The sequence below is a fragment of the Nitrospirota bacterium genome, assembly GCA_035516965.1.
In the GTDB taxonomy this organism is placed as follows: domain Bacteria; phylum Nitrospirota; class UBA9217; order UBA9217; family UBA9217; genus MHEA01.
In genome coordinates, this window is record DATIZR010000060.1 from 1 (window position 1) to 25,150 (window position 25,150).

At 59.8% G+C, this 25,150-nt stretch carries 25 protein-coding genes; 17 read left to right on the forward strand and 8 right to left on the reverse strand.

Going from position 1 to position 25,150, the window contains the following annotated elements; genetic code table 11:
- The first annotated feature begins 173 nt into the window (after window positions 1–173).
- The 11 genes from ispG to VL197_08715 all read left to right on the forward strand — a co-directional run bounded on the left by ispG (window position 174) and on the right by VL197_08715 (window position 10,575).
- On the forward strand, window positions 174–1,256 hold the full coding sequence (ispG, locus tag VL197_08665; protein ID HUJ18053.1) for a flavodoxin-dependent (E)-4-hydroxy-3-methylbut-2-enyl-diphosphate synthase: 1,083 nt from the start codon (window positions 174–176) through the stop codon (window positions 1,254–1,256).
- 149 nt (window positions 1,257–1,405) lie between these two features.
- Window positions 1,406–3,094, forward strand: a complete 1,689-nt coding sequence (locus VL197_08670; protein HUJ18054.1) for a proline--tRNA ligase — start codon at window positions 1,406–1,408, stop codon at window positions 3,092–3,094.
- 85 nt (window positions 3,095–3,179) lie between these two features.
- Window positions 3,180–3,320: a hypothetical protein gene (locus tag VL197_08675; protein ID HUJ18055.1), complete on the forward strand. Its 141-nt coding sequence runs from the start codon at window positions 3,180–3,182 to the stop codon at window positions 3,318–3,320.
- A gap of 176 nt (window positions 3,321–3,496) precedes the next feature.
- The gene (locus VL197_08680; GenBank protein ID HUJ18056.1) at window positions 3,497–3,724 is read left to right on the forward strand and encodes a hypothetical protein; all 228 of its coding nucleotides are present in this window, start codon (window positions 3,497–3,499) and stop codon (window positions 3,722–3,724) included.
- A gap of 88 nt (window positions 3,725–3,812) precedes the next feature.
- The gene (locus VL197_08685) at window positions 3,813–4,019 is read left to right on the forward strand and encodes a hypothetical protein (protein ID HUJ18057.1); all 207 of its coding nucleotides are present in this window, start codon (window positions 3,813–3,815) and stop codon (window positions 4,017–4,019) included.
- Window positions 4,020–4,200: 181 nt separating this feature from the next.
- Window positions 4,201–5,994, forward strand: coding sequence for an ATPase, T2SS/T4P/T4SS family (locus tag VL197_08690; GenBank protein HUJ18058.1), 1,794 nt, complete (start codon window positions 4,201–4,203; stop codon window positions 5,992–5,994).
- 127 nt (window positions 5,995–6,121) lie between these two features.
- Window positions 6,122–7,375: a hemolysin family protein gene (locus VL197_08695; GenBank protein HUJ18059.1), complete on the forward strand. Its 1,254-nt coding sequence runs from the start codon at window positions 6,122–6,124 to the stop codon at window positions 7,373–7,375.
- Between the two features lie 42 nt (window positions 7,376–7,417).
- Complete coding sequence (gene mdh / locus VL197_08700; GenBank protein HUJ18060.1) at window positions 7,418–8,341, forward strand: malate dehydrogenase; 924 nt, start codon at window positions 7,418–7,420, stop codon at window positions 8,339–8,341.
- Window positions 8,323–9,162: a fumarate hydratase gene (locus VL197_08705; GenBank protein HUJ18061.1), complete on the forward strand. Its 840-nt coding sequence runs from the start codon at window positions 8,323–8,325 to the stop codon at window positions 9,160–9,162. The genes mdh and VL197_08705 overlap by 19 nt, the downstream gene beginning before the upstream one ends.
- A gap of 130 nt (window positions 9,163–9,292) precedes the next feature.
- Window positions 9,293–9,871 carry a Fe-S-containing hydro-lyase gene (locus VL197_08710; GenBank protein ID HUJ18062.1) on the forward strand — a complete coding sequence of 193 codons (579 nt, stop codon included), beginning with the start codon at window positions 9,293–9,295 and terminating at the stop codon, window positions 9,869–9,871.
- Between the two features lie 170 nt (window positions 9,872–10,041).
- A complete protein-coding gene (locus tag VL197_08715) occupies window positions 10,042–10,575 on the forward strand; it encodes an adenine phosphoribosyltransferase (GenBank protein ID HUJ18063.1) in 534 nt (177 codons plus the stop codon).
- 109 nt (window positions 10,576–10,684) lie between these two features.
- On the opposite strand, the gene VL197_08720 is transcribed toward VL197_08715, so the two are convergent.
- From VL197_08720 to VL197_08755, 8 genes are all read right to left on the reverse strand, one after another.
- Window positions 10,685–11,197, reverse strand: coding sequence for a hypothetical protein (locus VL197_08720; GenBank protein HUJ18064.1), 513 nt, complete (start codon window positions 11,195–11,197; stop codon window positions 10,685–10,687).
- A gap of 77 nt (window positions 11,198–11,274) precedes the next feature.
- Window positions 11,275–12,627 (reverse strand): HD-GYP domain-containing protein, encoded by a 1,353-nt coding sequence (locus VL197_08725; protein HUJ18065.1) that lies wholly within the window; start codon window positions 12,625–12,627, stop codon window positions 11,275–11,277.
- Window positions 12,628–12,924: 297 nt separating this feature from the next.
- Window positions 12,925–14,253, reverse strand: coding sequence for a UDP-3-O-acyl-N-acetylglucosamine deacetylase (lpxC, locus tag VL197_08730; protein ID HUJ18066.1), 1,329 nt, complete (start codon window positions 14,251–14,253; stop codon window positions 12,925–12,927).
- Window positions 14,254–14,348: 95 nt separating this feature from the next.
- Window positions 14,349–14,504, reverse strand: coding sequence for a hypothetical protein (locus VL197_08735; GenBank protein HUJ18067.1), 156 nt, complete (start codon window positions 14,502–14,504; stop codon window positions 14,349–14,351).
- A 12-nt stretch (window positions 14,505–14,516) separates the two neighbouring features.
- Window positions 14,517–14,690, reverse strand: coding sequence for a hypothetical protein (locus VL197_08740; protein ID HUJ18068.1), 174 nt, complete (start codon window positions 14,688–14,690; stop codon window positions 14,517–14,519).
- 93 nt (window positions 14,691–14,783) lie between these two features.
- Entirely contained in the window at window positions 14,784–14,933 is a 150-nt protein-coding gene (locus VL197_08745; protein HUJ18069.1) for a hypothetical protein, read from the reverse strand.
- Between the two features lie 160 nt (window positions 14,934–15,093).
- Window positions 15,094–17,055 carry a phosphotransferase gene (locus tag VL197_08750; protein HUJ18070.1) on the reverse strand — a complete coding sequence of 654 codons (1,962 nt, stop codon included), beginning with the start codon at window positions 17,053–17,055 and terminating at the stop codon, window positions 15,094–15,096.
- Window positions 17,056–17,218: 163 nt separating this feature from the next.
- Window positions 17,219–18,406, reverse strand: a complete 1,188-nt coding sequence (locus VL197_08755) for a DUF1343 domain-containing protein (protein HUJ18071.1) — start codon at window positions 18,404–18,406, stop codon at window positions 17,219–17,221.
- Window positions 18,407–18,498: 92 nt separating this feature from the next.
- On the opposite strand from VL197_08755, the gene VL197_08760 reads away from it, so the two are divergent.
- From VL197_08760 to gspE, 6 genes are all read left to right on the forward strand, one after another.
- The gene (locus tag VL197_08760) at window positions 18,499–18,669 is read left to right on the forward strand and encodes a DUF4177 domain-containing protein (protein HUJ18072.1); all 171 of its coding nucleotides are present in this window, start codon (window positions 18,499–18,501) and stop codon (window positions 18,667–18,669) included.
- A gap of 94 nt (window positions 18,670–18,763) precedes the next feature.
- Window positions 18,764–19,444 (forward strand): amidotransferase, encoded by a 681-nt coding sequence (locus tag VL197_08765; GenBank protein ID HUJ18073.1) that lies wholly within the window; start codon window positions 18,764–18,766, stop codon window positions 19,442–19,444.
- A gap of 116 nt (window positions 19,445–19,560) precedes the next feature.
- On the forward strand, window positions 19,561–20,130 hold the full coding sequence (locus VL197_08770; GenBank protein ID HUJ18074.1) for a hypothetical protein: 570 nt from the start codon (window positions 19,561–19,563) through the stop codon (window positions 20,128–20,130).
- A gap of 167 nt (window positions 20,131–20,297) precedes the next feature.
- Complete coding sequence (locus VL197_08775) at window positions 20,298–21,119, forward strand: type II secretion system protein N (protein HUJ18075.1); 822 nt, start codon at window positions 20,298–20,300, stop codon at window positions 21,117–21,119.
- 147 nt (window positions 21,120–21,266) lie between these two features.
- The gene (locus VL197_08780) at window positions 21,267–23,342 is read left to right on the forward strand and encodes a secretin N-terminal domain-containing protein (GenBank protein HUJ18076.1); all 2,076 of its coding nucleotides are present in this window, start codon (window positions 21,267–21,269) and stop codon (window positions 23,340–23,342) included.
- A complete protein-coding gene (gspE, locus tag VL197_08785) occupies window positions 23,339–25,021 on the forward strand; it encodes a type II secretion system ATPase GspE (protein ID HUJ18077.1) in 1,683 nt (560 codons plus the stop codon). The genes VL197_08780 and gspE overlap by 4 nt, the downstream gene beginning before the upstream one ends.
- The last annotated feature ends 129 nt before the right edge of the window (window positions 25,022–25,150 follow it).

The following is a 25,150-nucleotide window of genomic DNA, read 5'->3' on the forward strand; positions in this document are numbered from 1 at the left end:
GTGCGCAAGAAGCCGCTCAGCCGCAGGACCATGGAGATCGCCCAGAGCATCGGCGCCGGTCTGCTGATCACGCTGATCGCGGTCGTTTCCTATAATGACATCATGAGGATGTTCTTCAGCAAGTAAGGGAACTAGCCGGCAAGCCGGCAAGCTCAAGAGGGATTCTTTCATTGATGGACCCTATACCCCGCAGGCGAACAAGGCAGATCTCCCTCGGTTCCGTCAAAATCGGCGGAGGCGCGCCGGTCGTCGTCCAGTCCATGTGCAACACGGACACGCGGGACGCGGCAAAGACGCTCGAGCAGATGAGTCATCTCGAACAGGCGGGATGCGAGGTGGTGAGGCTTGCCGTTCCCGACCTTGACGCGGCAAAGGCGCTGGGCGGGATCCGTAAGGGTACGAAGCTTCCCCTCATTGCGGACATTCACTTCGATTACCGCCTGGCGCTCGAAGCCGTGAAGCAGGGCGTGGACGGGCTCCGGATCAACCCGGGCAATATCGGCGGGAAGGACAAGGTGGCCGAGGTCGTGGCCGCATGCAGGGAGCGGAATATCCCGATCCGCATCGGTGTGAACGCGGGCTCGCTCGAGAAGAATCTGCTCGAACGGTACGGCCACCCGACGCCCGAAGCGATCGTCGAGAGCGCCTTCGGCCATATCCGCATTCTTGAAGACCTGAACTTCACGAACCTCAAGGTCTCGCTCAAGGCCTCCGACGTGATGACGACCGTCGCGGCCTACCGGCTGTTCTCTCAGCAGTCCGACTATCCGCTCCACATCGGCATCTCCGAAGCCGGCACGCTCTTCTCCGGCACGGTCAAGTCCAGCGTGGGGCTCGGCATCCTGCTGAGCGAAGGCATCGGCGACACCATGCGGGTCTCGCTCACCGCCGATCCCGTCGAGGAGGTCCGCGCAGCCTACGAGATATTGAAAGCCCTCAAGGTCCGGCAGCGCGGCGTGAACATCATCTCCTGCCCGACCTGCGGCAGGACCGAGATCGACATCATCGGGCTTGCCCAGGAGGTGGAAAAACGGCTGGCCCACATCAAGGAGCCGATCACCGTAGCGGTCATGGGCTGCGTGGTGAACGGGCCGGGCGAGGCGCGCGAGGCCGATGCGGGCATTGCCGGCGGCAGGGGAGTGGGCCTCTTGTTCAAGTACGGAGAGATCGTCAAGAAGCTTTCCGAGGAGGACCTCGCCGACGCGCTCGTGAAGGAAGTGGAAGAGATAGTAAGCAAAACAAAATTGAAATCATGATACTTCTCGCGCAAAGGCGCCAAGACGCAAAGGAAAGCTGGATCTCGAGAGTCTTTTGCCTTTCTCTGCGACTTTGCGGCTCTGCGCGAGGCCGCCTTGTTTTGATTCTCGATTTGGTTTTATGAATTTGGTTCCTGAGGGGGTTCTCAGTGCGCTATTCCCATCTCTTCATCCCGACGCTGAAGGAGGTTCCGGCCGAGGCGGAGGCCGTCTCGCACAAGCTCATGGTGCGCGCGGGCTACGTGCGCCAGCTCGCAGCCGGGCTCTACATCTACCTCCCTCTCGGACAGCGGGTGATGCACAAGGTTAACCAGATCATCCGCGAGGAGATGAACGCCATCGGCGGCCAGGAAGTGACCATGCCGGTGCTGAACCCGGCGGAGGTCTGGCAGCAGACCGGCCGGTGGGACGCCATTGGCGACGAGATGTTCCGGCTCAAGGACCGCAGCGGCCGCGACATGTGCCTCGCCATGACCCACGAGGAGACCATGACCTGGCTCGCGGCGCACGACATCCGCTCCTACCGCGACCTGCCCCAGGTCTGGTACCAGGTGCAGACCAAGCTCAGGGACGAGGCGCGGCCCAAGAGCGGCATCCTCAGGACGCGCGAGTTCACGATGAAGGATTCCTACAGCTTCGACAGGGACGAGGAGGGCCTGGACAGGTCCTATCAGCTTCACCTCGAAGCGTATAAGAAGATCTATTCGCGCTGCGGCATCAGGTTCCATGTCGTCCAGAGCGATACGGGCATGATGGGGGGCAGCATGGCCCACGAGTTCATGGCCCCGTCGGCCGCGGGCGAGGATGACGTTGCGCTCTGCGACGGGTGCGGATACGCGGCGAACGTGGAACTCGCGCTTTCGGTCCCGAAAACACCGGCGCATGCTGACTGGCAGTTCGAGGAGGTCGCGACGCCCGAGAGAAGGACCATCGACGAAGTGACCCGGTTCCTCAAGGTCACGCCGGACCTTCTGATCAAGTCGATCCTGGTAATGAGCGAATCGGGGCCCGTGCTCGCGCTCGTGCGCGGCGACCAGACCCTGCACGAGAAAAAGCTGGCGAAGCTGATCGGCGCGCATCGTCCGGCCCAGAAGGACGAGGTGAAGGCGCACCTCGGCGTGCCGGCGGGGTTCATCGGCCCCATGGGACACACGGTCCGGAAGATCGCCGATCCCTCGCTCCAGGAAGGGCTTTTCATCGCCGGCGCGAACAGGGAAGGCTTTCACGTGAAGGGTGTGAAGGCGGGCCGTGATTTCGAGGCCGAGTTCGCGGATATCCATACGGCGGCCGCGGGCGACGCGTGCGTGCAGTGCGGCAAGCCGCTCCGGATCGAGCGGGTGATCGAAATCGGCAACATTTTCAAGCTCGGCACGAAATATTCAGAGCCGCTCAAGGCGAACTTCCTGGACGAGAACGGCGCTGAGAAGCCGATCATTATGGGCAGTTACGGCATCGGCCCTGCAAGGATCGCTGCCGCGGCCATCGAGCAGGGGAATGACGAGAACGGAATGATCTGGCCGCTCGCGATCGCCCCCTACCAGGTGATGGTCCTCCCGGTCAACGTGAAGGACCAGAAGTCCGTGGACGTTGCCGAGGAGATGCATACCGCGCTCGAGGAGAAGGGTTTTGAAGTGCTCCTGGACGACCGGGACGAGCGCGCGGGCATCAAGTTCAAGGACGCGGACCTCATCGGCATTCCCTACCGGATCGTGATCGGCGAGAAGAACCTGAAGGAAGGTTTTGTCGAGGTCAAGGAGCGCAGGTCCGGCCGGGTGGAGAAGGTGCCGGCCGGGGAAGCGGTGGAAACGGTCGTAAAGAAGCTGGTGATGGAACTTTAACAATAGTCCGGAACCGGGAGATCGGAGTGCTGAACCAGGCGTTCTTCTCCGGACTTCAAGCACCGAGCTCCGAACAGGGGTGTGTATGGACCGGGATATCGAACGGATCAAAACCATCGTAGAAACGGCGGGCCAACGGTATCTGAGCAGGGGCGGGAGCGTGCGTCTGGCCGCGATCGAGGGCGGTATGGTCAAGATCGCGCCGGCGGGATTCTGCTGGCGCTGACATATCACCCGGGTGGCCCTGGTGCGGGGCCTCGAGGAGCAGTTGCGGTCTGAATTCCCCTGGGTGGAGCAGGTGCTCGTGGTGAAGCCGCAGCAGGAAACTCCACCGTAAAAAGAACTTGAATTTCAGCGGTAAAGTACTATAATCGCTGGTTAGGGATAGGGAGGGTTCGCCGCATGGAAGAGATCGTAAAACTCGCACTGACGCCTCAGCAGGTCGCTGAAATCAAAAAGCAGATCGGGTTCGATCTGGAGGAAATCTATCTCACCAAACGATCCCTCAACAAACTTCGCGTTTTCCGGCTCCGGCTCACGGAGGAACAGCAGCTTCTCCTGGAAGACAAGCTCGGACAGAAGGTCCGGGAACTGACCGTTACACGTTCCGTGGCCACAAGGATTCTCTAGCCAGCCGGGGAGCAGCCGGCGCTCTCGCCTGCTGCTGCAATTTCCCGGCTCCTACCGTGCGTTCCGTACTCGAAAGGAGGTGATTCTCATGAAAAGATATTTTGTTCTTATCCTGTCCCTCGTGGTCGTTCTTACCATTGCACTCGTTGGATGTGAAAAAAAGGCGGAAGCCCCGAAGCCCGTTGAGCAGCCTGCTGTGGCCCCGGCCGCCCCGGCTCCCGCACCGACGGTTCCTGCGCCGGCCCCGGCAGCACAGCCCATACCGGCACCGGCTTCCAAACCGGCAAAGAAATAATCCAGGGAAAGACATCAGCAGCATCTGCACCGGCCCCCCAATGAGGGGGCCTTTTATTTGGTTCTGTAGTATAATGGTTCCTGCGGCACCGGCCGTCCCCGAATGGCCGGGCGGATAACCGGCCCGCGGGAAGGCATTGCCGGGGCGCTACCCTTCCGATGCGAAATGACAGGATGAGCGTATGACCAGACTGACGACGGACCTTCTCTGCGAGATCCTCCTGAAGGAGGGCAGGATCTCCCCCGAGCAGGCACGAGAGATCAAGGTCAAACAGGACATACAGCGTATGAAGGTGCTCAAGGCCAGGGGCGACCCCCTGCAGCGGGGGAGGATGCACCTGGACGCGGAGGTGTCCCCCATCGAGGTCGCGGCATCGCTTGAGCTGGAAATCCCACGGGAGCCGGGCAAGGTGCTGACCGAAGATATGATCACGGAAGCGGTTGCACGGCACGCCGGGCTTCCCTTCAGGAAGATCGATCCCCTCAAGCTGAACCCCGAAGTGACGACGCAAATCCTTTCCCGCGCCTTCGCGCGCAGGACCGTTTCGGTCCCGCTCGAGCGAAACGACGACAAACTGACGATCGCCGTCGCCGATCCCTTCAACATCGAAACGATCGAGAACATCGAGCGCATGGGGTACAAGGTCAGCCGTGTCGTGGCGCCGAAGACCGATATCCTCAAGATCATTACCGAGTTCTACGGGTTCCGGTCATCGGTCACCGCCGCGGCGAAGGAAATGTCTTCCCAGGTCGACCTCGGCAACCTGGAACAGTTTGTCCGGATGAAGCCCGTCTCGGAGATCGAGGCAACGGACCGGCACATCGTGAACGCCGTGGAGTTCCTGTTCCGTTATGCTTTCGACCAGCGGGCGAGCGACATCCACATCGAGCCGAAGCGCGAGTCGAGCGAGGTCCGGCTCCGGATCGACGGCATGCTCCACACGATCCACCGGACGCCCAAGGCGGTCCACCCCGCCTTTGTCTCGCGCATCAAGATGCTCTCGCGGATGGACATCGCGGAAAAGCGCCGGCCCCAGGACGGCAGGATCAAGACGGAATACAAGGAGCGCGAGGTCGAGCTCCGCGTCTCCACGATGCCCACGGCGTTCGGCGAGAAGGTGGTCATCAGGATCTTCGACCCCGACATCCTGCTCCAGGACCTGGAGGAGATCGGGTTCGAGCCGCGTGACTACGAAGTGTTCCGCTCCTTCCTGACGAGGCCGCACGGGATCGTGCTCGTCACGGGGCCCACGGGAAGCGGCAAGACCACGACCCTCTATTCGGCCCTGAAGACGGTCGCGACGCCGGAGGTGAACGTCGTCACCATCGAAGACCCCGTCGAGATGGTCCATGAACAGTTCAACCAGGTGAGCGTCCAGCCCGCGGTCGGCGTCACCTTCGGAAGCACCCTGCGCACGGTGCTGCGGCAGGACCCGGACATCATCATGGTCGGCGAGATCCGGGACCTGGAAACCGCGGAGAACGCGGTGCAGGCGGCTCTGACGGGCCACCTGGTCTTCTCCACCCTGCATACCAACGACGCCCCCAGCTCGATCACGCGGCTCCTGGACCTCGGGGTTGCTCCGTACCTCATTTCCTCCACGGTGATCGGCGTCATGGCCCAGCGGCTGGTCCGCAAGATCTGCACCCACTGCGAGAAGGTCTATCAGCTGCTCCCCGAGGAGGCGGAGGCTGTCGGACTGGATTCATCCGGGAACGGGATCACCGTGAAGTACGGTGAAGGCTGCCCCCAGTGCCGCGGGACCGGGTACCAGGGAAGGACGGGCATCTTCGAGATCATGGAAGTGAACGAGCGGATCCGTTCGATCATCAGGGAGAAGACGGACGCCGAACAAATCCGGAAGGCGGCGGTTTCCGACGGCATGACCGCTCTGCGCGAGGCCGCGGTCCGGAAGATGCTGAACGGGGAGACGACCTTTGACGAGGTCATCAGGGTCACGGGGGAGAAGATGTGATTCACCCGGACGTGCACATGCCGAAGCTCAAATATCAAAATCGTCCTGTCGGGATGCTTGCCGCTTGTTCTGACATTTGGATTTCGGCCTTTGCAATACCCGTAGGGCTATTCTCATGACCTTCCTCATGGATAACTGGCCGCTCGTCGCAGCCGCGTCGCTCTGTGTGCTGTTCGCCGCATTCTTCGCGGCGTCCGAGACGGCCATCGTCTTCGCGAACAAGGCGCACCTCCGCGAGCTTGCAGACGCCGGCAGCGGGCGGGCGAAGGCGGTCATCCAGCTCCTGGGAGAGCGCGACCGCCTCCACGGGACGCTACTGCTCGCCGAGAACTTTTTCATCATCATGGCCTCGGCCCTCGGCACGGTGACGGCAATGCACCTTTTCGCCGATACGACCATTTCCATCGTCACCTCGGCCCTGGTCTCCACGGTGCTCGTCGTCCTGGTCTCCAAGCTGGCCCCGAAGGGACTCGCTGCCCGGGACCCGGACCGTCTGGCGCTGATCGTTGCCCGGCCGATGCGGTTCACCATGAGGCTGCTGTCTCCGGCCGCGCGCCTGCTGGCCGGCGCCGCCGACTTTTTCGCGGGCCCCGGCCCCCAGGGCATGTCCTGCACCGCGGTCGTGACCGAAGAAGACATCAAGGCAATGATCAATCTCGGGGAGGAGGGCGGTTCCCTCAAGGAGGAAGAGAAGGAACTCCTGCACAAGGTCTTCGAGTTCGGCGACACCCTCGCGGCGCAGGCCATGCGCCCCAGGACCGAGATCGTGAGCATCCCCTCGATCGCCACGCTGCAGGACGTGCTCAATCTCGTGTCTGAATTCGGCTATTCGCGCTACCCGGTCATCGAGGAAACGATCGACTCCGTCATCGGGATCCTGTATATCAAGGATATCCTTGTCGCAATGTCGGCAGGCGAAGTGAACCGCGTGGACGGCATCCAGCGATTCATCAGGCCGGCCTATTTCATCCCGGAGAACAAGCGCGTGAGCGAGCTCCTGTCCGAGATGCAGCGCGAACGGTTCCAGATCTCCATCGTCATCGACGAATACGGCGGGACCTCGGGACTCGTGACGCTGGAGGACCTGATCGAAGAGATCGTCGGCAGCATCCACGATGAGCTTGAGACCGCGGAAAAGGACGTCGAGGTCGTTGACGAGAAAAACTTCGTCATCTCGGGCCAGTCTGCGCTCGACGAGGTGAACGAACTGCTCGGTACGTCACTCCATTCCGCTGATTTCAACACCCTGGGCGGGTTCGTGTTCGGACTGTTCGGAAGGATGCCCCGTGTCGGCGAGCAGCTCAAGTACAAGAACCTCAAGCTCGAGGTGCTGGAGCTTGAGGGACGGAAGATCAACAAGATCAAGATCACCAAGCTGTAAGAGACAAGAGACTCTCCGGTCGCTATAAAGAGGGAGGTGTTTGTGCGTAAGAAAGTTACGGTTGTCGGTGCGGGCAATGTGGGGGCGTCGCTGGTGCAGCGGATTGCGGAGGCCAGGCTTGCCGACGTGGTGATGGTGGATGTGATGGAAGGCGTGCCGCAGGGCAAGGGGCTCGACCTCCTGGAGGCGGGACCGGTCCTGGGCTATGATGAGAAGATAACCGGGAGTAATAGCTACGACGAGACCGCGGGATCGGACATCATCGTGATCACGGCCGGATTGGCCCGGAAGCCGGGCATGAGCAGGGACGACCTGCTCGCCGCGAACGGCAGCATCGTGAAGCAGGTCGCGCAGGAAACGGGCCGACGCTCTCCCGATGCGGTCATGATCGTTGTCACGAACCCCATGGATGTGATGGCGTATGTAGCCATGAAGGCCACGGGCTTTCCGCGCGAGCGCGTGATCGGCATGGGAGGCGTGCTCGATTCGGCGCGGTTCCGCACGTTTATCGCCATGGAACTGGGCGTGTCCGTGGAGAACACCCATGCCTTCGTGCTGGGCGGACACGGCGACTCCATGGTGCCGTTGCCGCGCTACTCGACGGTCGCCGGCATCCCGATCACCGAGCTCATGAGTGCCGAGACGATCAACAGGCTCGTCGAGCGCACGCGGAACGGCGGTGCCGAGATCGTGGCGCTGCTCAAGACCGGGAGCGCATACTATGCGCCGTCCGCCTCCACCCTCGAGATGGTCGAGGCTATCCTGATGGACAGGAAGAAGATACTTCCCTGCTCGGTCTGGCTCGAAGGCGAGTACGGTGTAAAGGGCGCTTTTGCCGGCGTGCCAGTGAAGCTCGGCGCCGGAGGCATGGAGCTGGTGATCGAGATCAGACTGAATGCGGACGAGAACGCGGGGTTCATGAAGTCCGTTGACGCGGTGAGGGCGGGATGCGCGAAATTCACGTAGACGAGATCAGGGACAACGTGGCCCAGATCTGCATCGATGCCGCCTACAACCTGAGCGACGACGTGCTCGCCGCCTTCGACAGGGCCGTCGAAACCGAGACGTCGCCGGGGGCAAAGGAGATCATCGGCCTGCTCAAGGAGAACGCTCATATCGCGAGGGAAGACCACATCCCGATCTGTCAGGATACGGGCATCGCGATCTTCTTCGTGGAAGTGGGCCAGGACCTGCGGATCAAGAACGGTTTCCTTTCTGACGCCATCAACGAGGGCGTGCGCAAGGGGTATAAAGAGGGGTATCTCCGGAAGTCGGTGGTCGACCCGATCACGCGCAGGAATACCGGCGACAACACTCCCGCGATCATCTACACCGAAGTGGTTCCTGGCGACCGGCTCAGGATCTCCTTCATGCCCAAAGGCGCAGGAAGCGAGAACATGAGCGTGATCCGGATGCTCAGGCCCACTGAGGGCGTGGAGGGCATCACGAACTTTGTGCTCGAGTGCGTTCGGAAGGCGGGCGCGAATCCCTGCCCGCCGGTCGTAATCGGCGTGGGCATCGGCGGGGATTTCGAGAAGGCGGCGCTCATCGCGAAGAAGGCGCTGCTCCGGCACGTGGGAAGCCCCAACCCGAAACTGGAGCTGGCGTCCCTTGAGGAGACGCTGCTCAAGGCGGTGAACAAGACCGGCATCGGCCCGGAAGGCCTCGGCGGCAAGGTGACCGCCATGGCCGTACACGTGGAAAGTTTCCCCTGCCACATCGCGAGCCTCCCCGTGGCCGTGAACATCAACTGTCACGCGGCGCGGCACAAGACCATTATCCTGTAACCACAGATGAACAGGGGTAAAGCCAGGGATCGAAGAAAAGGAATCAGGCATGAACGCCGAAAAACACGGATCAAAGATTCTCCCGTTTTAATAAACCTTTGCGAACTTTGCGTCTTTGCGAGAAAAAACTATGACCGATCCCGTGAAAATCCATCCTCCCCTGACCGACGACGTGATCATGAGCCTCAAGGCCGGCGACCGGGTCCTGATCACGGGCGTGATCTTCACCGGCAGGGATATGGCGCACAAGTACATGGTCGAAGGACAGAAAAAGGGAGAGAAGGTCCCCTTTGATCTCAGGGGTCAGATCCTTTATTATACCGGCCCCACGCCCGCGGCGCCGGGCCGGGCCATCGGGTCCGCCGGGCCGACGACCAGCTATCGCATGGACAAGTACACGCCCCACCTGCTCGAGCTGGGCCTCAAGGGCATGATCGGCAAGGGGCCCCGCGGGCAGGACGTGAAGGACGCGATCATGAAACACAAGGCGGTTTATTTCGCCGCGATCGGGGGAGCCGGCGCCCTGATCTCCAAGTCGATCAAAAAGGCCGAGGTGATCGCCTACCCCGAGCTCGGGACGGAGGCGGTCATGAGGCTCGAAGTGGAAGACTTCCCGGTCGTGGTCGTGAATGATGTGCACGGAGCGGACCTGTACCGCATGGGCGTGGAACAATACCGGGAGGTTGGCGGGGAGGAAGACACGTGCTGAGGGGGACACTACCGACAGCCGGGGTACCGCTTCGCGGGACGAACCGATAAACACGGGTGAACCGCTGAGATGCAAGTGCCGTCATTCCCGCGAAAACGGAAATCCGGGATTAGTGCAAATATAAGATTCCTGCCTTCGCAGGGATGACGATTATCCCGTCAGGAGAACTCATGCCGATCAAATCGAAGATCAGAACCATTCCCGACTATCCCAAAAAGGGCATCATGTTCCGGGACATCACCACGCTCATCAAAGACCCCGTCGGGTTCCGGCTGGTCATCGACACGCTCACGCAGCGCTATGTCCACGCGGGATTCGATTTCGATACCGTCGTGGGAATCGAGTCGCGCGGTTTCATCATCGGCTCCGCGCTGGCCTACACGCTCGGCAAGGGTTTCATCCCCATCCGGAAGAAGGGCAAGCTGCCGGCCGAAGTGGAGTTTCAGGAGTACGCGCTCGAATACGGAACGGACCGGATCGAGATCCACAAGGACGCGCTGAAGGAGGGCGAGCGGGTGCTCCTGGTGGACGATTTGCTGGCCACGGGCGGCACGGCGCTGGCGGCCGCAGCGCTCATCGAGAAACTCGGCGGGGTGGTCGTAGAGATGGCGTTCATCGTGGATTTGCCGGAGGTCGGCGGGCGGAAGAAGATTCTGGAGAAAGGCTACAAGCTCTTCGCGTTGACGGAATTCGAAGGGGAGTAGGAGCTGTTCTCAACAGTGGATGTTGAAACGGCACTGTCGGATGTGGACAGTGCCGTTTATATTTGATGACTTAACTACTCGTTCGCACTTGAGGAGGGTCTTTCCTTTTTTACCGAAGATTTTTTTGCTGGATAGTGGCCGTATCAATGGCTTTCATGATGCTTGCATTAGTAGGATCGAATGCAAGAATGCTTTTCCAGAGGGAAATCGCTTCGGCAAGATTACCTTTTCTGTATTCGGCCAATGCCCGTTGGGAAAGATGGGAGCTGCAATCCTCCAAGCGTCCATGCAGGAATCCCTTGTCAAGCGGCGGCTTCCGAACTATTTCTTGGCAGTAAGACTTGTTCTTCTGCAAGACATAATAAGCCCGCCCTGATGAGACAAAATCCTCTCTGCTGAAAGCCTCATTGGCGGCACGGTGAATATCCTCTATGGTTTTATCGTAGTTCTTGAAGAGCGCTTGGTTTTCGGGATATTTGCGGCAGGCTTCAGCGTAGACGTCCAACGCACTTCTATAATTGCCCTGGATGACATACTGTTCGGATTTCATACGTGTTTGGTCAACTTCCCTGCGGGCGCTCTCGCCCAACGTCCTGTCAATTCCTGTGTTCTTCTGTGCCATACAGGAAGAAATCACCAGAAGTATCAAAACCGCATCGAGCGTTATTGTTTTCCGGGAAAGGCGCCGCATCTATTCGTCTACCCCCTCATTACCTGCATTTCCTCGGCGATCCGTTTATCCATGATCCTCGTGAAAGTCCTAACAAGCTCGGGATGAAATTGCTTGCCAGCGCACTTGATAAGTTCCTCCAGGGTCTCCATCTCAGAAATAGCGCCCCGATAGGGTCTGTTCGATGTCATTGCATCATAGGTATCGGTTATCGCGATAATGGCGGCAAAGGAAGGAATGGCATCTCCCTGGAGACCGTCGGGATAACCTTTGCCGTTGAACCATTCATGGTGATGTCTGACCGGAGGTATATATTTTTGCAGAGACGGCGCTTTACTGAGAATCTCGGCCCCGTATTCGGTATGGCGCATCATTTCATCGTATTCCCGTACGGTCAGCTTGTCTCTTTTGCGGAGGATCGAGTCCGGCGTTTTGATCTTTCCGATATCATGGAACAGGCATGCGACCTCGAGTTCCTCCAACGCCGCATCGTCTAGTCCGACTTCTCTCCCGAGCTGCAAAGAAAGCACGGAAACCCTCGCCGAATGCCCATGGGTATAGGGGTCTCTCGCATCAATTGCCGCGGCAAGCACCCTCACCGTGGAAACATAGGAGTCTTCCAGCTCTTTGGCGTATGCATTGAGCTTGCTGCTCTGCGCGTCTATCAATGCCATCATCTCATTGAAACTCGCAGTCAATTTCCCGAACTCGTCTTGTGAATAGATTTTGAGCCTTCGACACTCTTTCCCCTCCTTGAGGTCATCAACTCCTCTGGACAGCTCCTGAATCGGCTTCGTCAAAAACGACGAAAGGGCGATGCTGCCGGCAATGCCCAGCATGAGAATGAGCGCAAAGAATATCATGATTCTCTTTTGCGCCGCATTCTGGGCATCCTTCAGCGACGATTTGTTCACGCTGAGAATTACCGAGCCCTGATGTTTATTGAACGAGACAATGGGGCTTACAATTTCAAAGTATCCAGCGGATGGACTCGCTGATTCCGTTATCGTACTGCCGTCAGCGCCTTCGCGGAGTAAGCGCCCTTGAGGGGGCGACAGCTTATTTCCGGCTTTCGCTATATCGCTGTGCACGATGATCTTCATATCGGGACCGACTATCGCTATGGATTCCACGTCCGGATTTGACTCGTGCATCCTGAAAACCATGTTGTCAAGGCCGAGGAAGTCCTTCGAGAGCAGACTGTAACCCGCAGATGCGGCGATGCTTTTCGAAATGGCTTCCGATCGTTTGAGAACCTCACTGAGGAGATAACGGTTCATTATCGAGAGGGTAATGGTGTAGAAAGCGAGAGCTGAGACAATAAGCAGGAAGAGCACCATGCCGGTAATTTTGAATCTGACGCTGTTAAATTTGGTGGGCATACCGAAATGAGATATTCATTTACGACGGTCAATGCAACTTAGGTCGCATATACCAAATAATAAAATTTTACCCTAAATAATCTGTTTTGGCAAGTTATCACCCCGAAAAAACGACACAGCGAAACGATTGAAAATACACTAGTATTTTACACTGCCTCGATGATTCTATCGGTCGTACGCACCTGCAACGCTGCAATGGCAGTATAAGTCGGAAATCAGGAACCAGTCGGAACTTTCACGTAAAGTGAGGCATGAAGGAGTCCGCTTGAGCGCGGCGGTCCCGCAAAAGGAAGGGAACTATGTCCTGGAGCTGCTCTGGACAGCCTGGTACAAGCGTTGCACCAGGGCCTGATTGTAGCCATGGGAGGTCATGTTGGCGGTTATGCGTCCTCTGATGTGAAGGCCGAGGAGGTAGAGGTCTCCGATCAGGTCCAATATCTTGTGTCGCACGAATTCGTCGGGATAACGGAGTTCCGTGTTGATGACCTTGCCATCGTACATGATGATATGGGAGTGGAGATATCCGCCCCCGACCTTTCCAAGCTTCTGTGCCATTTCGATGTTCTCAAAGGTGTTGAAAGAGCGGGCCGGGGCAATCTCCTTTGCGAAAGACGCGCTTTCAGGGTTGAACGTGAGGACCTGTTCGCCTATGGGTTGCGGGTAGTCAACCCTCATCGATATCTCGAACCCTTCAAAGGGCTCCGCATAGAGATGCTTTTCATGCCTGTCCTCGTTTCCCACTCCGATCTTCCGGCGGATGACGGCAACTTTGGTGGAGGCAGACTGTTCCTCTATCCCTGCCGCTTCCAGGAGTTCGCAGAAATCCTTGGCAGAGCCGTCTATGTTCGGTATCTCCTCGTCGACCTTTATGAGCACGTTCGTTATGCCGTACATGGATAGGACCGCCATCAGGTGCTCAATGGTGCGCACCCGCCGTCTGCCGTTGTCGAGCGTGGTGGAGTTGGCAGAGAAGGTCTTTGGCGAGCCGGCCTGGGAGAAGTCCTCAAGGGAGGTGATATGCCCGCGAATGGTTTGACCGTCAAGCGTTTGAAAGACGATCCCTTCGTTGGGCCCGAGGGGGCTCAGGATGACACCGGTGTTCCGGCCGCTCAGGAGCCCGATCCCGTTCAGGACCACATTCCCTCTGAGGGTTCGCTGAGGTTCGGGGGAGTCAGCCACTTCCACCTCGCCAGGGGGAATCGAAAGGTCGGCACTGACGATCTCAAGCCGCGTGTCCGAAGGCAGGGGCTCACCGCCCCCGGAGGGCCGGTGCTTGAGGGCGGACGCCACTTTGTCGAGCAAGACCTCCAGATGAAGAGGTTTTTCCATAAAATCGTAGGCGCCGGCCTTGATCGAGGCAACCGCAGCCTCGATGCCGGCATGTCCGCTCATCATGATGATGGGGAGTGTGGGCATCCGGGCATGAAGACTCTTCAGGAGTTGCATTCCGTCTATGCCGGGGAGCCAGATATCCAGAAGGACAAGAGAGGGCTCCATGGTGTCGAGCCTCTGCCAGAAGCTCTCCGCATCCGGGAATACGATGGTCTGATACCCCTCGTCCTTCAGGATGCTTGCTATGGTGGAACCAATGGAAGATTCGTCGTCTACTATGCAGATAGGGTTCATATAAGGTTATGTCCGATGTTCGTTCCGCGAAGGTCGATGCTTGCTTGAACCTTCGCGCGCTTCGCGTTCTTCGTGGTCAACTCGTTTCTCGTTTTTCACTTCCCCGTAACATCCTCCTTGATCACCTTTGCCGGATTGCCTCCGCCCCGGCAGTTTTCCTGCCCGAAAACCCTCGCGACCACGGACCCGGCCGCGACCACGCAGCCTTTCGGTATCCTGCTGCCCTTCAGCACCGTCACATTGGCGCCGATCCAGACATGATCTCAGACCAGGATCCGCGGATCCCGGTCTTTCCGTCCCTCGAAATCGAGACGCTGGAAATCCTCGTCCACGAACTCACAGCCCCAGGAGATCAGGAAGTCGTCGCCCACTTCGAGGCCGTGCATGATAATGTACTTGATGTTTGCGCTCATGATCCCCATGCCGAATCGTGCCACGGCCTCTTTTCCAATATCGAAGCGGCATCCCTTGCCGATCGAGCACTTGGATGAGAATTACAGGCGGCCGCTGACGTTGAGGTACGTGCGGTCCTATTTATGCATGAAACCGAGATGCTGCATGCCAATATGTACGAGTCCACCGGTGCTGATGTTCTCCATGCCTTTTATGATCAACCGGTCGTTCGCTACGAGGTTCTTGCCCGCCAACCGGTACCGGAGAGAGGACAGCAGGACGCGCACAAGTGAGGAGTCCGATTCCCTGTATTTTTGCTAGAGTCTTACGAGCTGACGCATATTCCTCTCTCCCTGCCCGACGGTTTCTCCGGGAATTATAGTTCATTTTGAAGAGATGTAAAGCGCAAAAGAAAATGCAGGTCCCGGCAAGGACCGATGTTTTCCGTTAAAGATTGTTCACGAGTCTGTACAGCTCCGGATACTCGTCTCTGGCCAAGGCGCACTCCTCCTTCAGCAGCCGCAGCGCTTCCGTGACGTGCTTCAGGAAGTATTTTTTCCCCTTCACCATTGACAGGAAACCGTATGCTCCCAGCGCCTGCATATGCCGCTGGAGACGGCAGGGAAGCAGGCTTTCCCGGAAGAGCCCTTCGCTGAATCCCGAAGCCTCATGGTTCATCTCGTCAATATAGTATTCAAGCAAGCGGCTGCGGACCCTCTCGTCGAGCCGGTGATAGGGGTCCCAGAGGATCGACGCCACATCGTACGCCGGCGGGGCCATCCTGGCCCCCTGGAAGTCGATGAGGTGCGGAAAGCCGCCCTGGGTGATCATGATGTTCTGGCACTGGAAATCGCGGTGGATAACGCCCTTGGGGTAGCCGTCCGCCTTCTGAGCCAGGCGGTGAAATTCCCGGTCGAGCGCACCCCGGTCCTTCAGGAGCAGCTGCTTCAAGCCCGAAAGGAATCGATCCGCAAAATAACCCGTTTCCCAGCGAAGATAATCATAATCGAAGACCCTCTCGCCCAGGGGGGGGCATTCATCGATGTGCTGCGTGACGCGGGAGTGAAGATTCACCAGGATGTCAAGGACGCTCCGGTAGATGTCCTCAACGTGTTCGTTTCCGCATCTCAGTTTCAGGTATGAGTACAGGCTCATGTCGCCCAGGTCTTCGAAGATCGCCCGCTTCCGGTCGTCATCCGAAGCGATCAGCCAGGGCACGGGCACGGAGTGGTTCTCGAAAAAGCGGCTGTAGACGATGTGTCGTTCATAGTCCGGATCATCGGGCCGGCATTCCATGAGCACGACCGTCTTCCCGTCGTTCCGGATGCGATAGTAACGCCTGTCCGAGCCGCCGAGGCCGATCAGCAAGGCGTCGGCATCGTTCCGGTCCTGTGCGGCGCCCTGCAGGCCCATGCCGAAGTGGTTGGCGAACAGGGGGTCCGAGAGGGAGACCTTCTTCTGCTCCGCCGCATGGAACGTCGGCTGGAAATCCGTCTCCCGCAGGCTGATCGTGTAGTCCGGGCCGATGATTTCGTTCTCGTGGCTGCCCGCGGCGCGCGTCCCGGGCATCACGATGCAGTTCCTGAGAGAGGCGTCCTCTTCTACCGTGCTTCCCGATTCGACCACCACGTATCCGTCCATGCCAAAGGCCTCGAAGACCGTGTTGGCGGACAGATAAACGGTCTCGCCGCTTTCCCGCAGCACATCGAGGACTCCCATGGCGTAGCTGGTCGGAGTGCCGATGTCGTTCCAGGAGGACCCCGTGAAATCCATGGTCTGGACCCGGTGTCCTGCGCGGGCCGCATCGATCCAGGCCACGGTTGCATGGGAAATCCCGGGAGGAAAAAACCTCAGGATCTCCGGCGAGTAGACCGCGATGCCGGTATAGGCCACCTTGTCCGCGACCTTCGAAGGATCGGGCCTGGACTCGCCCGGGTTTTCCACGTCAAGGACCAGGCCGCGGCCGTCAACCACCACGTTGCTGAGCTTCGGGTGCCTGTGCGTCACGAGCGTCGCGATACTGCCCGAGGACAGATGCGCTTCGATCAGGCGGCCGAAGTCGATATCGAGCAGGATGTCCGCGTTGTGAACGATGAACGGGCCGGACGAAAGGAAAGACTCCGCGTTCTTGAGCGCGCCGCCCGTCCCGAGGACCGGGTCCTCGGGGAAAAAGGTGATGCGGCCGGCCCAGGGCGATGCGGCGGCCCAGGAGCGGATGAGGTCGGGCTTCCAGTGCAGGTTGATCCCGATCCTGCCGCTGCAAACGGCGGTCAGTCTTTCCAGGATGCCTTCGATCATTGGCCTGCCGAGGATCGGGAGGAGCGGCTTGGGCAGGTGGTTCGTGACGGGCCTGAGCCGTTCGCCGAGGCCGGCAGCCGGGAGGAAGATAGTAAGGGGATATTTTGACATATCAAAAAAAGCGCTCTCTCGCAGAGGCGCTGAGCTCATGGAGAGGCGATCAAAGCCATTCAGACAATTTCAAACAAGGGGATTCCTTTCTGACAACTATCAGTGAAGGAATTTCTTAAATGGTTCCTCTGCGTGCTCTGCGTTTCCGCGTGAACAGTGCCTCTTATTTATAGATTAAATATTTCTTTCGTATTTTCTCGAACGCCCGCGATTCTTGCTTCCACCACGCTTCCATCTCGTCAAGGTCCTTCCATGCCTCGATGCCCTTGCGCAGGCGGTCCGTGCCCGCAAGGATGTCGACCGGCATCTTGATCTCCTCGTATTCATAAGGAGGCTGCTTCCAGGCGAATTCGCGTGGCCAGGTGTTGTGGATCGCCTTCAGGACGGCGACGCCGGTCTTGAAAGGCTTGAACCTCCCACGGTCCGTCACATGGATCTGAGCCCCGCCGCAGAGCATGTTCGCATGCTTTTGGAAGGTTGGCAGGAAGGAGAGCGGGCGGAAGGCCACGCCGGGAAGCCTGAATTCATCAAGCACCCTCACGAGCGTCTCGGGATGCACAAAGGGCGCGCCAAAGATCTCAAAGGGCCTTGTGGTTCCCCGCCCCTCGGAGAGGTTCGTACCCTCGAGCAGGCACATGCCGGGATAGACGAGGGCCGTATCAAGGGTCGGCATGTTGGGAGACGGAAGGGCCCAGGGCAGCCCTGTCTCGTCGAACCATTGTTTCCGGCTCCATCCCGTCATGGTCACGACCCGGTAATCAAGGCCGGGATAGAACTCGGCGCAGAGATAGAGGCCGATCTCGCCGATGGTCATCCCGTGGCGCACGGGCAGGGGGCGCTGACCCACAAAGGACGCGTACTCAGGATCGAGCACCGGGCCTTCCGTGCCGAGGCCGGTGAGCGGGTTCGGCCGGTCGAGTACGATCACGGCCTTGCCGGCCTCATGGCAGGCCTGCATGCACAGCTCAAGGGTCCAGATGAAGGTGTAGTACCGGCTGCCCACGTCCTGCAGGTCCACAACGAGCAAATCGACGTCCTTGAGCATGCCGGGAAGGGGTTTTCGCGTCCGGCCGTAGAGGCTGTAGACCGGGAGGCGGGTTGCGGGATCGCGGAAACCCTCCCATTCGATCATGTTGTCCTGCGTCTGGCCCAGGATCCCATGCTGGGGACCATACAGGGCGGTCAGTCTGAACTTCTTCGATCCCGCACAGACCGAAATGGCGTGCCGCAGCCTGCGATCGATCGAGGCGGGATGCACCACGAGGCCCGCGCGGGCTCCCTTGAGGTCTCCGGGCCAGAGCCTTTCGACCCGGTCCAGCCCCGAGAGCACGGCCTTTTTCTTCTTCGGCATGCCAGATTATATTGCCGGCGGCCGCCAATAGCAACAGTTATTTGGCGGGTTGCGATGTTGATTCGGTTAGCTTCTTCCACTATAATAGAGGCATGGCATACAAGGTTGTCGAGACCAGCACCGTCACCGATGAAGAGATCGAAAAGATCCTGAACCAGTGGACTGCGGAGGGATATACGTTCGAGAGCATCCACTTCGTCACGGCCGATTCCTCACGGCGGCCGAAGATGGCCTTTCTGTTCTTCGCGAAAAAAGGGGAGTGAAGAGCTTGCCGCGGAGGCACCGGGAACCGGAGAGGATCAAGAGAGAAGTCAATCACCGGGGATCAGCACCCATCGGCTTCAAAGAGGAGATATCATGAACGTCCTTATCATCAAGAACATCGCAGCGGAAGGTCCGGGCACGATCGAGGATTATCTCAGGGCCCGGAAGACGGCCTATTCGGTCGTGGATCTGAGCCAGGGAGAGACCGCGCCCGATCCCGATCCTTTCACCCACGTCGTCATCATGGGCGGACCCATGGCAGTGTATGAAATGGACCAGCATCCCTTTCTGAAGGACGAGGCTGGGCTGATCGGCCGCGCGATCGGCATGAACAAGCGCGTGCTGGGCGTCTGCTTGGGTGCGCAGATGATCGCCCACGTGCTCGGCGCGAGGGTCTATGCAGGCGGCGCAAAGGAGATCGGCTGGTCCCGCGTCGCCATCACGCCAGACGGGATAAAGGACCCGCTCATGGCAGCGCTCGCTGTGGACGGAGGCAGCATTGCCGAGGTATTCCAGTGGCACGGCGATACCTTTGACCTCCCTGCCGGCGCGGTCCTGCTCGCTTCGTCTCAGCTGTTCCCGCATCAGGCGTTCCGGTATTCCGACCGGGTATACGCGCTTCAATTTCACATCGAGGTCACGCCGGTCATCGTGCAGGGCTGGCTCAAGGATGAACAGGGGATAGACTTGAACAGCGTCGATGCCGAATCGAACAGGATCTACGATCCCTACCGGCAGCGGGCGGACGGCTTTTACCGGGGATTCTTCAGCTGAAACGGTGAAGCCCCGGGTTCCGGCGGCCGCTCCCCGGCAAGGGGGACGGGCCCGCGAAAGGCATCCGCGCGTTCTCATTATTGACACCCCTTCACGAGGGGGTTATAATCCCGCCCATGGTTCGGGGCATTCATCATTGGTTCACAGCGGCCGGACGCGGCGCGCTGCTGCTCATGGTGCCGGCCGTGCTGGCGGTGCTTATCCCGCTTCCTGCGCCCGCTCAGACCGCGTCTGAGGGGCCCTTCCGATTGATCGGGATCATCGCCGGCAGTGAGTTCACGGGCGCTGTGCTCGACGATTCGACCGGGAACCAGACCTTCTATCACCTCCGCGAAAGCCTTCCCGACGGGTCGCAGATCGTAGCCGCTGCGGACGACCACGTCTCGGTGAAGAGAAGCGACGGCACATCGTACCGGCTGTTTATCAGCCATGATGCCAAACCGTCTCCCCAGACGGCGCGTCCCCCGGTTGCCGTCGCACCGGCTGTTATGCCGGCCCCCGCTGCGCCGTCCACGACGCTTCTGCCGCAGGCGGAAAAAGAAAATCAATGGCGGTACAGACGGGCTTCTCCTGGGGGCGCCGGTGGCGGACAGCAGGCCGCTGTGCAGGGAACCGGGCCCAACAAGACCGGGAAACAGGCGGCCGGGTCGAGAAGGCACAGCGGTTCTGACACGGACCAGGAGTAGCGGTGCACTCCTGATGATTACCGTCCAGGGCTCTTCCGTACCATACCCGGTACGCGGTTTTCCGCTCTCGTGCTACATTGCCGATCTCTCCCGGAGAGGGAATGCGGCGTCGCACCTGTTTTTTGTAGTTGAATATTTGGGGGAAAAGCAGTAAAGTAAAGGCTATCATGAAGGAAACCAGAAAAGCTTATAGCCTGGCCCTTGTCGCGCTCCTGACGCTGTCGGCCTATTTTCTCGCGGACACCGTTGATGCTATGATCGGCCGGAGTCTCGACGCGGCGCCAACGTACGCGGCGCCCATCGCGAACACCAGGCCCCCCATCGAGCCCCGGCGCGAGATGAGCGATTATGCCTCGGTCCTCGAGCGCGGTCTCTTCGGCGAGGGGAAGGGGCCGTCGAATGCGCCGGCTGCTGCCGACGCGGTCAACTACAAACTGATCGGCACCGTCGAGGGCGATGTGTTCGCCGGCGCGGTTCTCGAGGACGCAACGGGGCAGGTTTTCTACCGCATCCATCAGCAGCTGCCAGACGGTTCGCAGATCATCAAGGTACTTCACGACCGCGTCACGCTCCGCCGGGCCGACGGCACGACAGCCGACATCCAGATCGTGGATGACACGAAGATCGTGAGCATGGTGAAGGCGGGGCCGGGTGTGCGGAGGATCGGAGATGGCAAGTTCGCCATAGATCAGCGGGAGATGCAGGCAAGCACCGAGAACATGAGCCAGCTGCTGACGCAGGCGCGGGCGCTTCCCTACGTGGAGCAGGGGAAGACCATAGGGTTCCGCATCACGGAGATCGTTCCCGGAAGCCTGTATGAAAAGATCGGGCTCGTGAACGGGGACGTGATCCAGAAGATCAATTCCCAGGACGTCGATGATCCCGGCAAGTTCTTCCAGCTGTACCAGGGCCTGAAAGAGGAAAAGAACATCTCGATCGACCTGGTGCGCGGCGGTCAGCGTCAAAGCCTGAATTACGAGATACGCTAAATCCTGCCAGACAGCCCAGAGGATCAGAAGCATATCGTGCACGGCACGGTCGTCCATGAAGGACGGGACGCGGCTCACGTGATAACGGGGCTTCCTGTCAATCGTCCCTTCGCACTGCCTAGTCAATTATCCCAGGGAGGCTGAAGAGTGAAAAAAACAGCGGCCTTGCTGCTCGCAGGGTTTGTCACCGCTTATGGTGCGTATGCCGCGGAGAAACCGGGGCCGGCAACAGCGTCTCCCGGCCCTTCCTCGCGGCAGCTCGACGCACGGAAACCCGGATCCGGCGATGATTTCATAACCCTGAACTTCACGAACATCGACATCAATGCACTCGTGAAGGTGATGAGCGAACTGATGCGCCGGAACTTCATCCTTGACGAGCGCGTGACCGGCAAGGTCACGCTCATGACGCCGACCAGGATATCACCCGATGAAGCGTACCAGGTGTTCCTCTCCGCCCTCGAGCTCAAGGGTTTCACGGCAATCGAGGACGGAAAGATCACCCGCATCATCCCGGCGGCCACCGCCCGGCAGAGCGGACTGAAGGTGCTGAAGGGCAATGATTTCAACGACCAGGGATTCGTCACCAAGCTGATCAGGCTCTCGTACGTGAACCCGAACGAACTGGTGCGGACCCTCACGCCCCTGGTGAGCAGGGACGGGAGCCTGATCGCCTACCCCGCCACGAATTCTCTCATCATCACCGACGCGACGCCCAACGTCAGAAAAATGGAGAGCCTGATCGCGTCGCTCGATATTCCCGTTTCTGAGGGAAGAGGCAAGATCAATGTCTACTATCTGAAGAACGCGAACTCGGAGGATTTCGCCAAGGTGTTGTCGGCCCTCGTGTCCCGGCTGCCGGTCCCGCCGGCGGGGGGAATACCGACCGCGGGGCCGTCGGCCATCCTCGAGGGGCAGGTCACGGTCGCCTCGGACAAGGCCACCAATTCGCTGATCATCGTTGCCTCCCCGAGCGACTACGAGACCGTCAAGGACGTGATCCAGAAGCTGGACATCAGGCGGCGCCAGGTGTACGTCGAGGCTGCGATCATCGAGATGAGCCTGACAAAGATGCGCGACGTCGGGTTTGAGTTCCTGTACGCGCCCCAGGAGATACAGACTGGAACGGGGGCGCCGACTACTCCTTTGGGCGGAACGAACTTCGGCAACATCGCGAACGTGGCTGCGACGGGACCGGCCGCCCTGGCACAGATGAGCGGCCTGGCTGTCGGCGTCATCAAGGGGACCTTCACCTATAACGGTGCGACCTTTCTGAATGTCAGCGCCCTGCTCCACGCTCTTCAGAACGACGGTAATGTGAACGTCCTCTCAACGCCGAACATTTTAACTACGGACAACCAGAAGGCCGAGATCATGGTGGGCCAGAACATCCCCATTATCGCGGGATCGACCTCGTCTGCGGCCACGGGCGGCAACATCCAGACGCAGATCAACCGGCAGGACGTGGGCATCAAGCTCCAGATCACCCCCCAGATCACCTCCGACGACAACGTGCGGCTCGAGGTCAAGCAGGAAATCTCCGACGTCATCCAGACTGCGGGCCTGAACGCGAACGTCCTGGGCCCCAGCACGAGCAAGCGCTCTGCCGATACCACGGTGGTGATCAAGGACCGCCAGACCATGGTGATCGGCGGACTTATCCGCGACAACGTTACGTCGAATACCTCGAAGGTGCCACTCCTGGGTGACATTCCCCTTCTGGGCTGGCTCTTCAAGACCCAGACAACCAGCATTGAAAAGACCAATCTCATGATCTTTATTACGCCATACATCATCAAGAACGAGACAGACGTGGCCGAGCTCACCAAGAAAAAGGGCGACGCCCTCGAGAAATTCCGTGATCAGTACGGGATCGAGAAAAAGGACATGGGCGGACTCATTGAAACGAAGAAGCCGAAAGTCGCTCCGACAGGGACCGCGCCTTCTCCTGCCCAGCCTGCGGAAGAGACCGGCGCCATGGAGAACACAGGGACCACGTCTGCTGTAGAGTCAACGCCCACCGGCTCGAACTACGGGGCTCCCCTGAACAACACGCCGATCGAGTCCGGTCCATCCGGCACAGCTCCGACTGCTCCCCTGAACGGCATGCCGATCGAGTCCGGTCCGTCCGGCACTGCTCCGTCCAAGCCCCTGAACGGCGCGCCGCTCCAGACAGCCCCCACGGGCACGGTCCCCGCGACTCCTCCGGAGGGTTCCCGGTGAGACGCCTGATCGGGGAGATACTGGTCGAGTCCGGGCTTTCCCCGGAAAGGCTCAAGAAAGCGCTCGACCTCCAGAAGAAACGGGGAGGACGGATCGGCACGCTCCTGATGCGCCTCAATTTCGTGACCGAGGCCGATGTGCTGAACGCCCTCGGCGCACAGCTGGGACTGCCGGTGCTGACCGAGCTCGGCGACGTTGACCGGGAACTGGCGCTCAAAATTCCGATCACCTATGCAAAGAAGGCGGTCGTGCTTCCGCTCCGGCAGGAGAACGGGACCGTCATTGCCGCCACAGCAGAGCCGCTCACCCTGACCACCGTTGATGATCTGCGCATCCTCTTCGGCGCCAACGTCGCGCTCAGCCTCGCACCGACCGACAAGATCCTCGACACCGTCAACCGCCTGTACAGCGAGGACATGAACAAGGCCGAGGACACGGCCCAGGAGATGGAGGAAGACGACCTTTCGTTCCTGGCCGCCGAACTCGAGGAGCCCACGGACCTGCTCGAGGTCACCGACGACGCGCCGATCATCCGGCTCGTGAACTCGCTCCTGTCCCAGGCCATCCGCGAACGGGCAAGCGACATCCACATCGAACCCTTCGAGAAGGACCTCGTTGCCCGGTTCCGCATCGACGGCATCCTGTACAATATCCTGACCATCCAGAAGCGCTACCAGGCGAGCATCGCATCGCGCGTCAAGATCATGTCGGGCCTGAACATCGCCGAGAAGCGGCTTCCGCAGGACGGAGGCATGCGCATCAAGATCGGCGGCAAGGACGTGGACGTCCGCGTCTCGATCGTGCCCACGGCCTTCGGCGAGCGCATCGTGCTCCGCCTCCTGTACCGCGAGAGCGCGCTTCTGTCGCTGGAGCAGATCGGGTTCTCCGGGGACTACCTGGTGCGGTTCAACGAGCTGATCACCCGTCCGCACGGGATCGTCCTCGTGACGGGGCCGACGGGAAGCGGCAAGACGACGACCCTCTATGCGTCGCTCTCCAAGATCAACACGCCGGACAAGAACATCATCACCATCGAAGACCCCATCGAGTACCAGCTCAAGGGCATCGGTCAGATCCAGGTGAATGCCAAGATCAACCTTACCTTCGCGGCCGGTCTGCGGTCCGTGCTGCGCCAGGACCCCGACGTCATCCTCGTGGGCGAGATACGGGACTCGGAGACCGCCGAGATCGCGATCCAGGCGGCGCTCACGGGGCACCTCGTGTTCTCCACGCTCCACACGAATGACGCGGCGGGCGCCGTGACCCGGCTGATCGATATGAAGGTCGAACCGTTCCTGATCTCCTCCTCGGTGATGGCCATTCTCGCCCAGCGGCTCGTCCGCGTGCTCTGCAAGGAATGCCGCGAGCCTTACGGGATGACGCCGGCAGAGGCCCAGGAGCTCGAGCTCAAGGAGGCGGGGGGCGCCACGGTGTACCGCGCGAAGGGCTGCGAGGCTTGCTTCAATACGGGGTACCTCGGCCGGAAGGCGATCTACGAGCTGCTGCTCGTCGACGATGAGGTCCGGCAGCTTATCATGAAGAACACCGATGCGGCGACGCTCAAGGCCGCGGCCATACAGCGGGGCATGAGGACGCTCCGCCAGGACGGAGCGGACAACGTGCTCAAGGGCATCACGTCCGTCGAAGAGGTCGTGCGCGTGACGCAGAGGGAAGCGTAGAGTTCAATGCAACGACAGGTGACTTGCGAAAACGCGGGGGCAGGCAGGTTAACACAGATAATGGCATCGGAATCGGGGCGGATTTCCCCCTGGTTCCATCCGCCTGCAACCGCGTCTGCGAGCGGCCGC

Bases quoted from the DNA above. Each gene is read 5' to 3' on its own strand.
- VL197_08685 (HUJ18057.1), top strand. From the start codon at position 3,813: ATGAAAAGATATTTTGTTCTTATCCTGTCCCTCGTGGTCGTTCTTACC.
- VL197_08750 (HUJ18070.1), bottom strand. From the start codon at position 17,055: ATGTCAAAATATCCCCTTACTATCTTCCTCCCGGCTGCCGGCCTCGGC.
- VL197_08675 (HUJ18055.1), top strand. From the start codon at position 3,180: ATGGACCGGGATATCGAACGGATCAAAACCATCGTAGAAACGGCGGGC.
- VL197_08680 (HUJ18056.1), top strand. From the start codon at position 3,497: ATGGAAGAGATCGTAAAACTCGCACTGACGCCTCAGCAGGTCGCTGAA.
- VL197_08695 (HUJ18059.1), top strand. From the start codon at position 6,122: ATGGATAACTGGCCGCTCGTCGCAGCCGCGTCGCTCTGTGTGCTGTTC.
- VL197_08755 (HUJ18071.1), bottom strand. From the start codon at position 18,406: ATGCCGAAGAAGAAAAAGGCCGTGCTCTCGGGGCTGGACCGGGTCGAA.
- VL197_08770 (HUJ18074.1), top strand. From the start codon at position 19,561: ATGGTTCGGGGCATTCATCATTGGTTCACAGCGGCCGGACGCGGCGCG.
- VL197_08690 (HUJ18058.1), top strand. From the start codon at position 4,201: ATGACCAGACTGACGACGGACCTTCTCTGCGAGATCCTCCTGAAGGAG.
- ispG (HUJ18053.1), top strand. From the start codon at position 174: ATGGACCCTATACCCCGCAGGCGAACAAGGCAGATCTCCCTCGGTTCC.
- VL197_08710 (HUJ18062.1), top strand. From the start codon at position 9,293: ATGACCGATCCCGTGAAAATCCATCCTCCCCTGACCGACGACGTGATC.
- VL197_08775 (HUJ18075.1), top strand. From the start codon at position 20,298: ATGAAGGAAACCAGAAAAGCTTATAGCCTGGCCCTTGTCGCGCTCCTG.
- VL197_08705 (HUJ18061.1), top strand. From the start codon at position 8,323: ATGCGCGAAATTCACGTAGACGAGATCAGGGACAACGTGGCCCAGATC.
- VL197_08760 (HUJ18072.1), top strand. From the start codon at position 18,499: ATGGCATACAAGGTTGTCGAGACCAGCACCGTCACCGATGAAGAGATC.
- VL197_08715 (HUJ18063.1), top strand. From the start codon at position 10,042: ATGCCGATCAAATCGAAGATCAGAACCATTCCCGACTATCCCAAAAAG.
- VL197_08725 (HUJ18065.1), bottom strand. From the start codon at position 12,627: ATGCCCACCAAATTTAACAGCGTCAGATTCAAAATTACCGGCATGGTG.
- lpxC (HUJ18066.1), bottom strand. From the start codon at position 14,253: ATGAACCCTATCTGCATAGTAGACGACGAATCTTCCATTGGTTCCACC.
- VL197_08765 (HUJ18073.1), top strand. From the start codon at position 18,764: ATGAACGTCCTTATCATCAAGAACATCGCAGCGGAAGGTCCGGGCACG.
- VL197_08720 (HUJ18064.1), bottom strand. From the start codon at position 11,197: ATGGCACAGAAGAACACAGGAATTGACAGGACGTTGGGCGAGAGCGCC.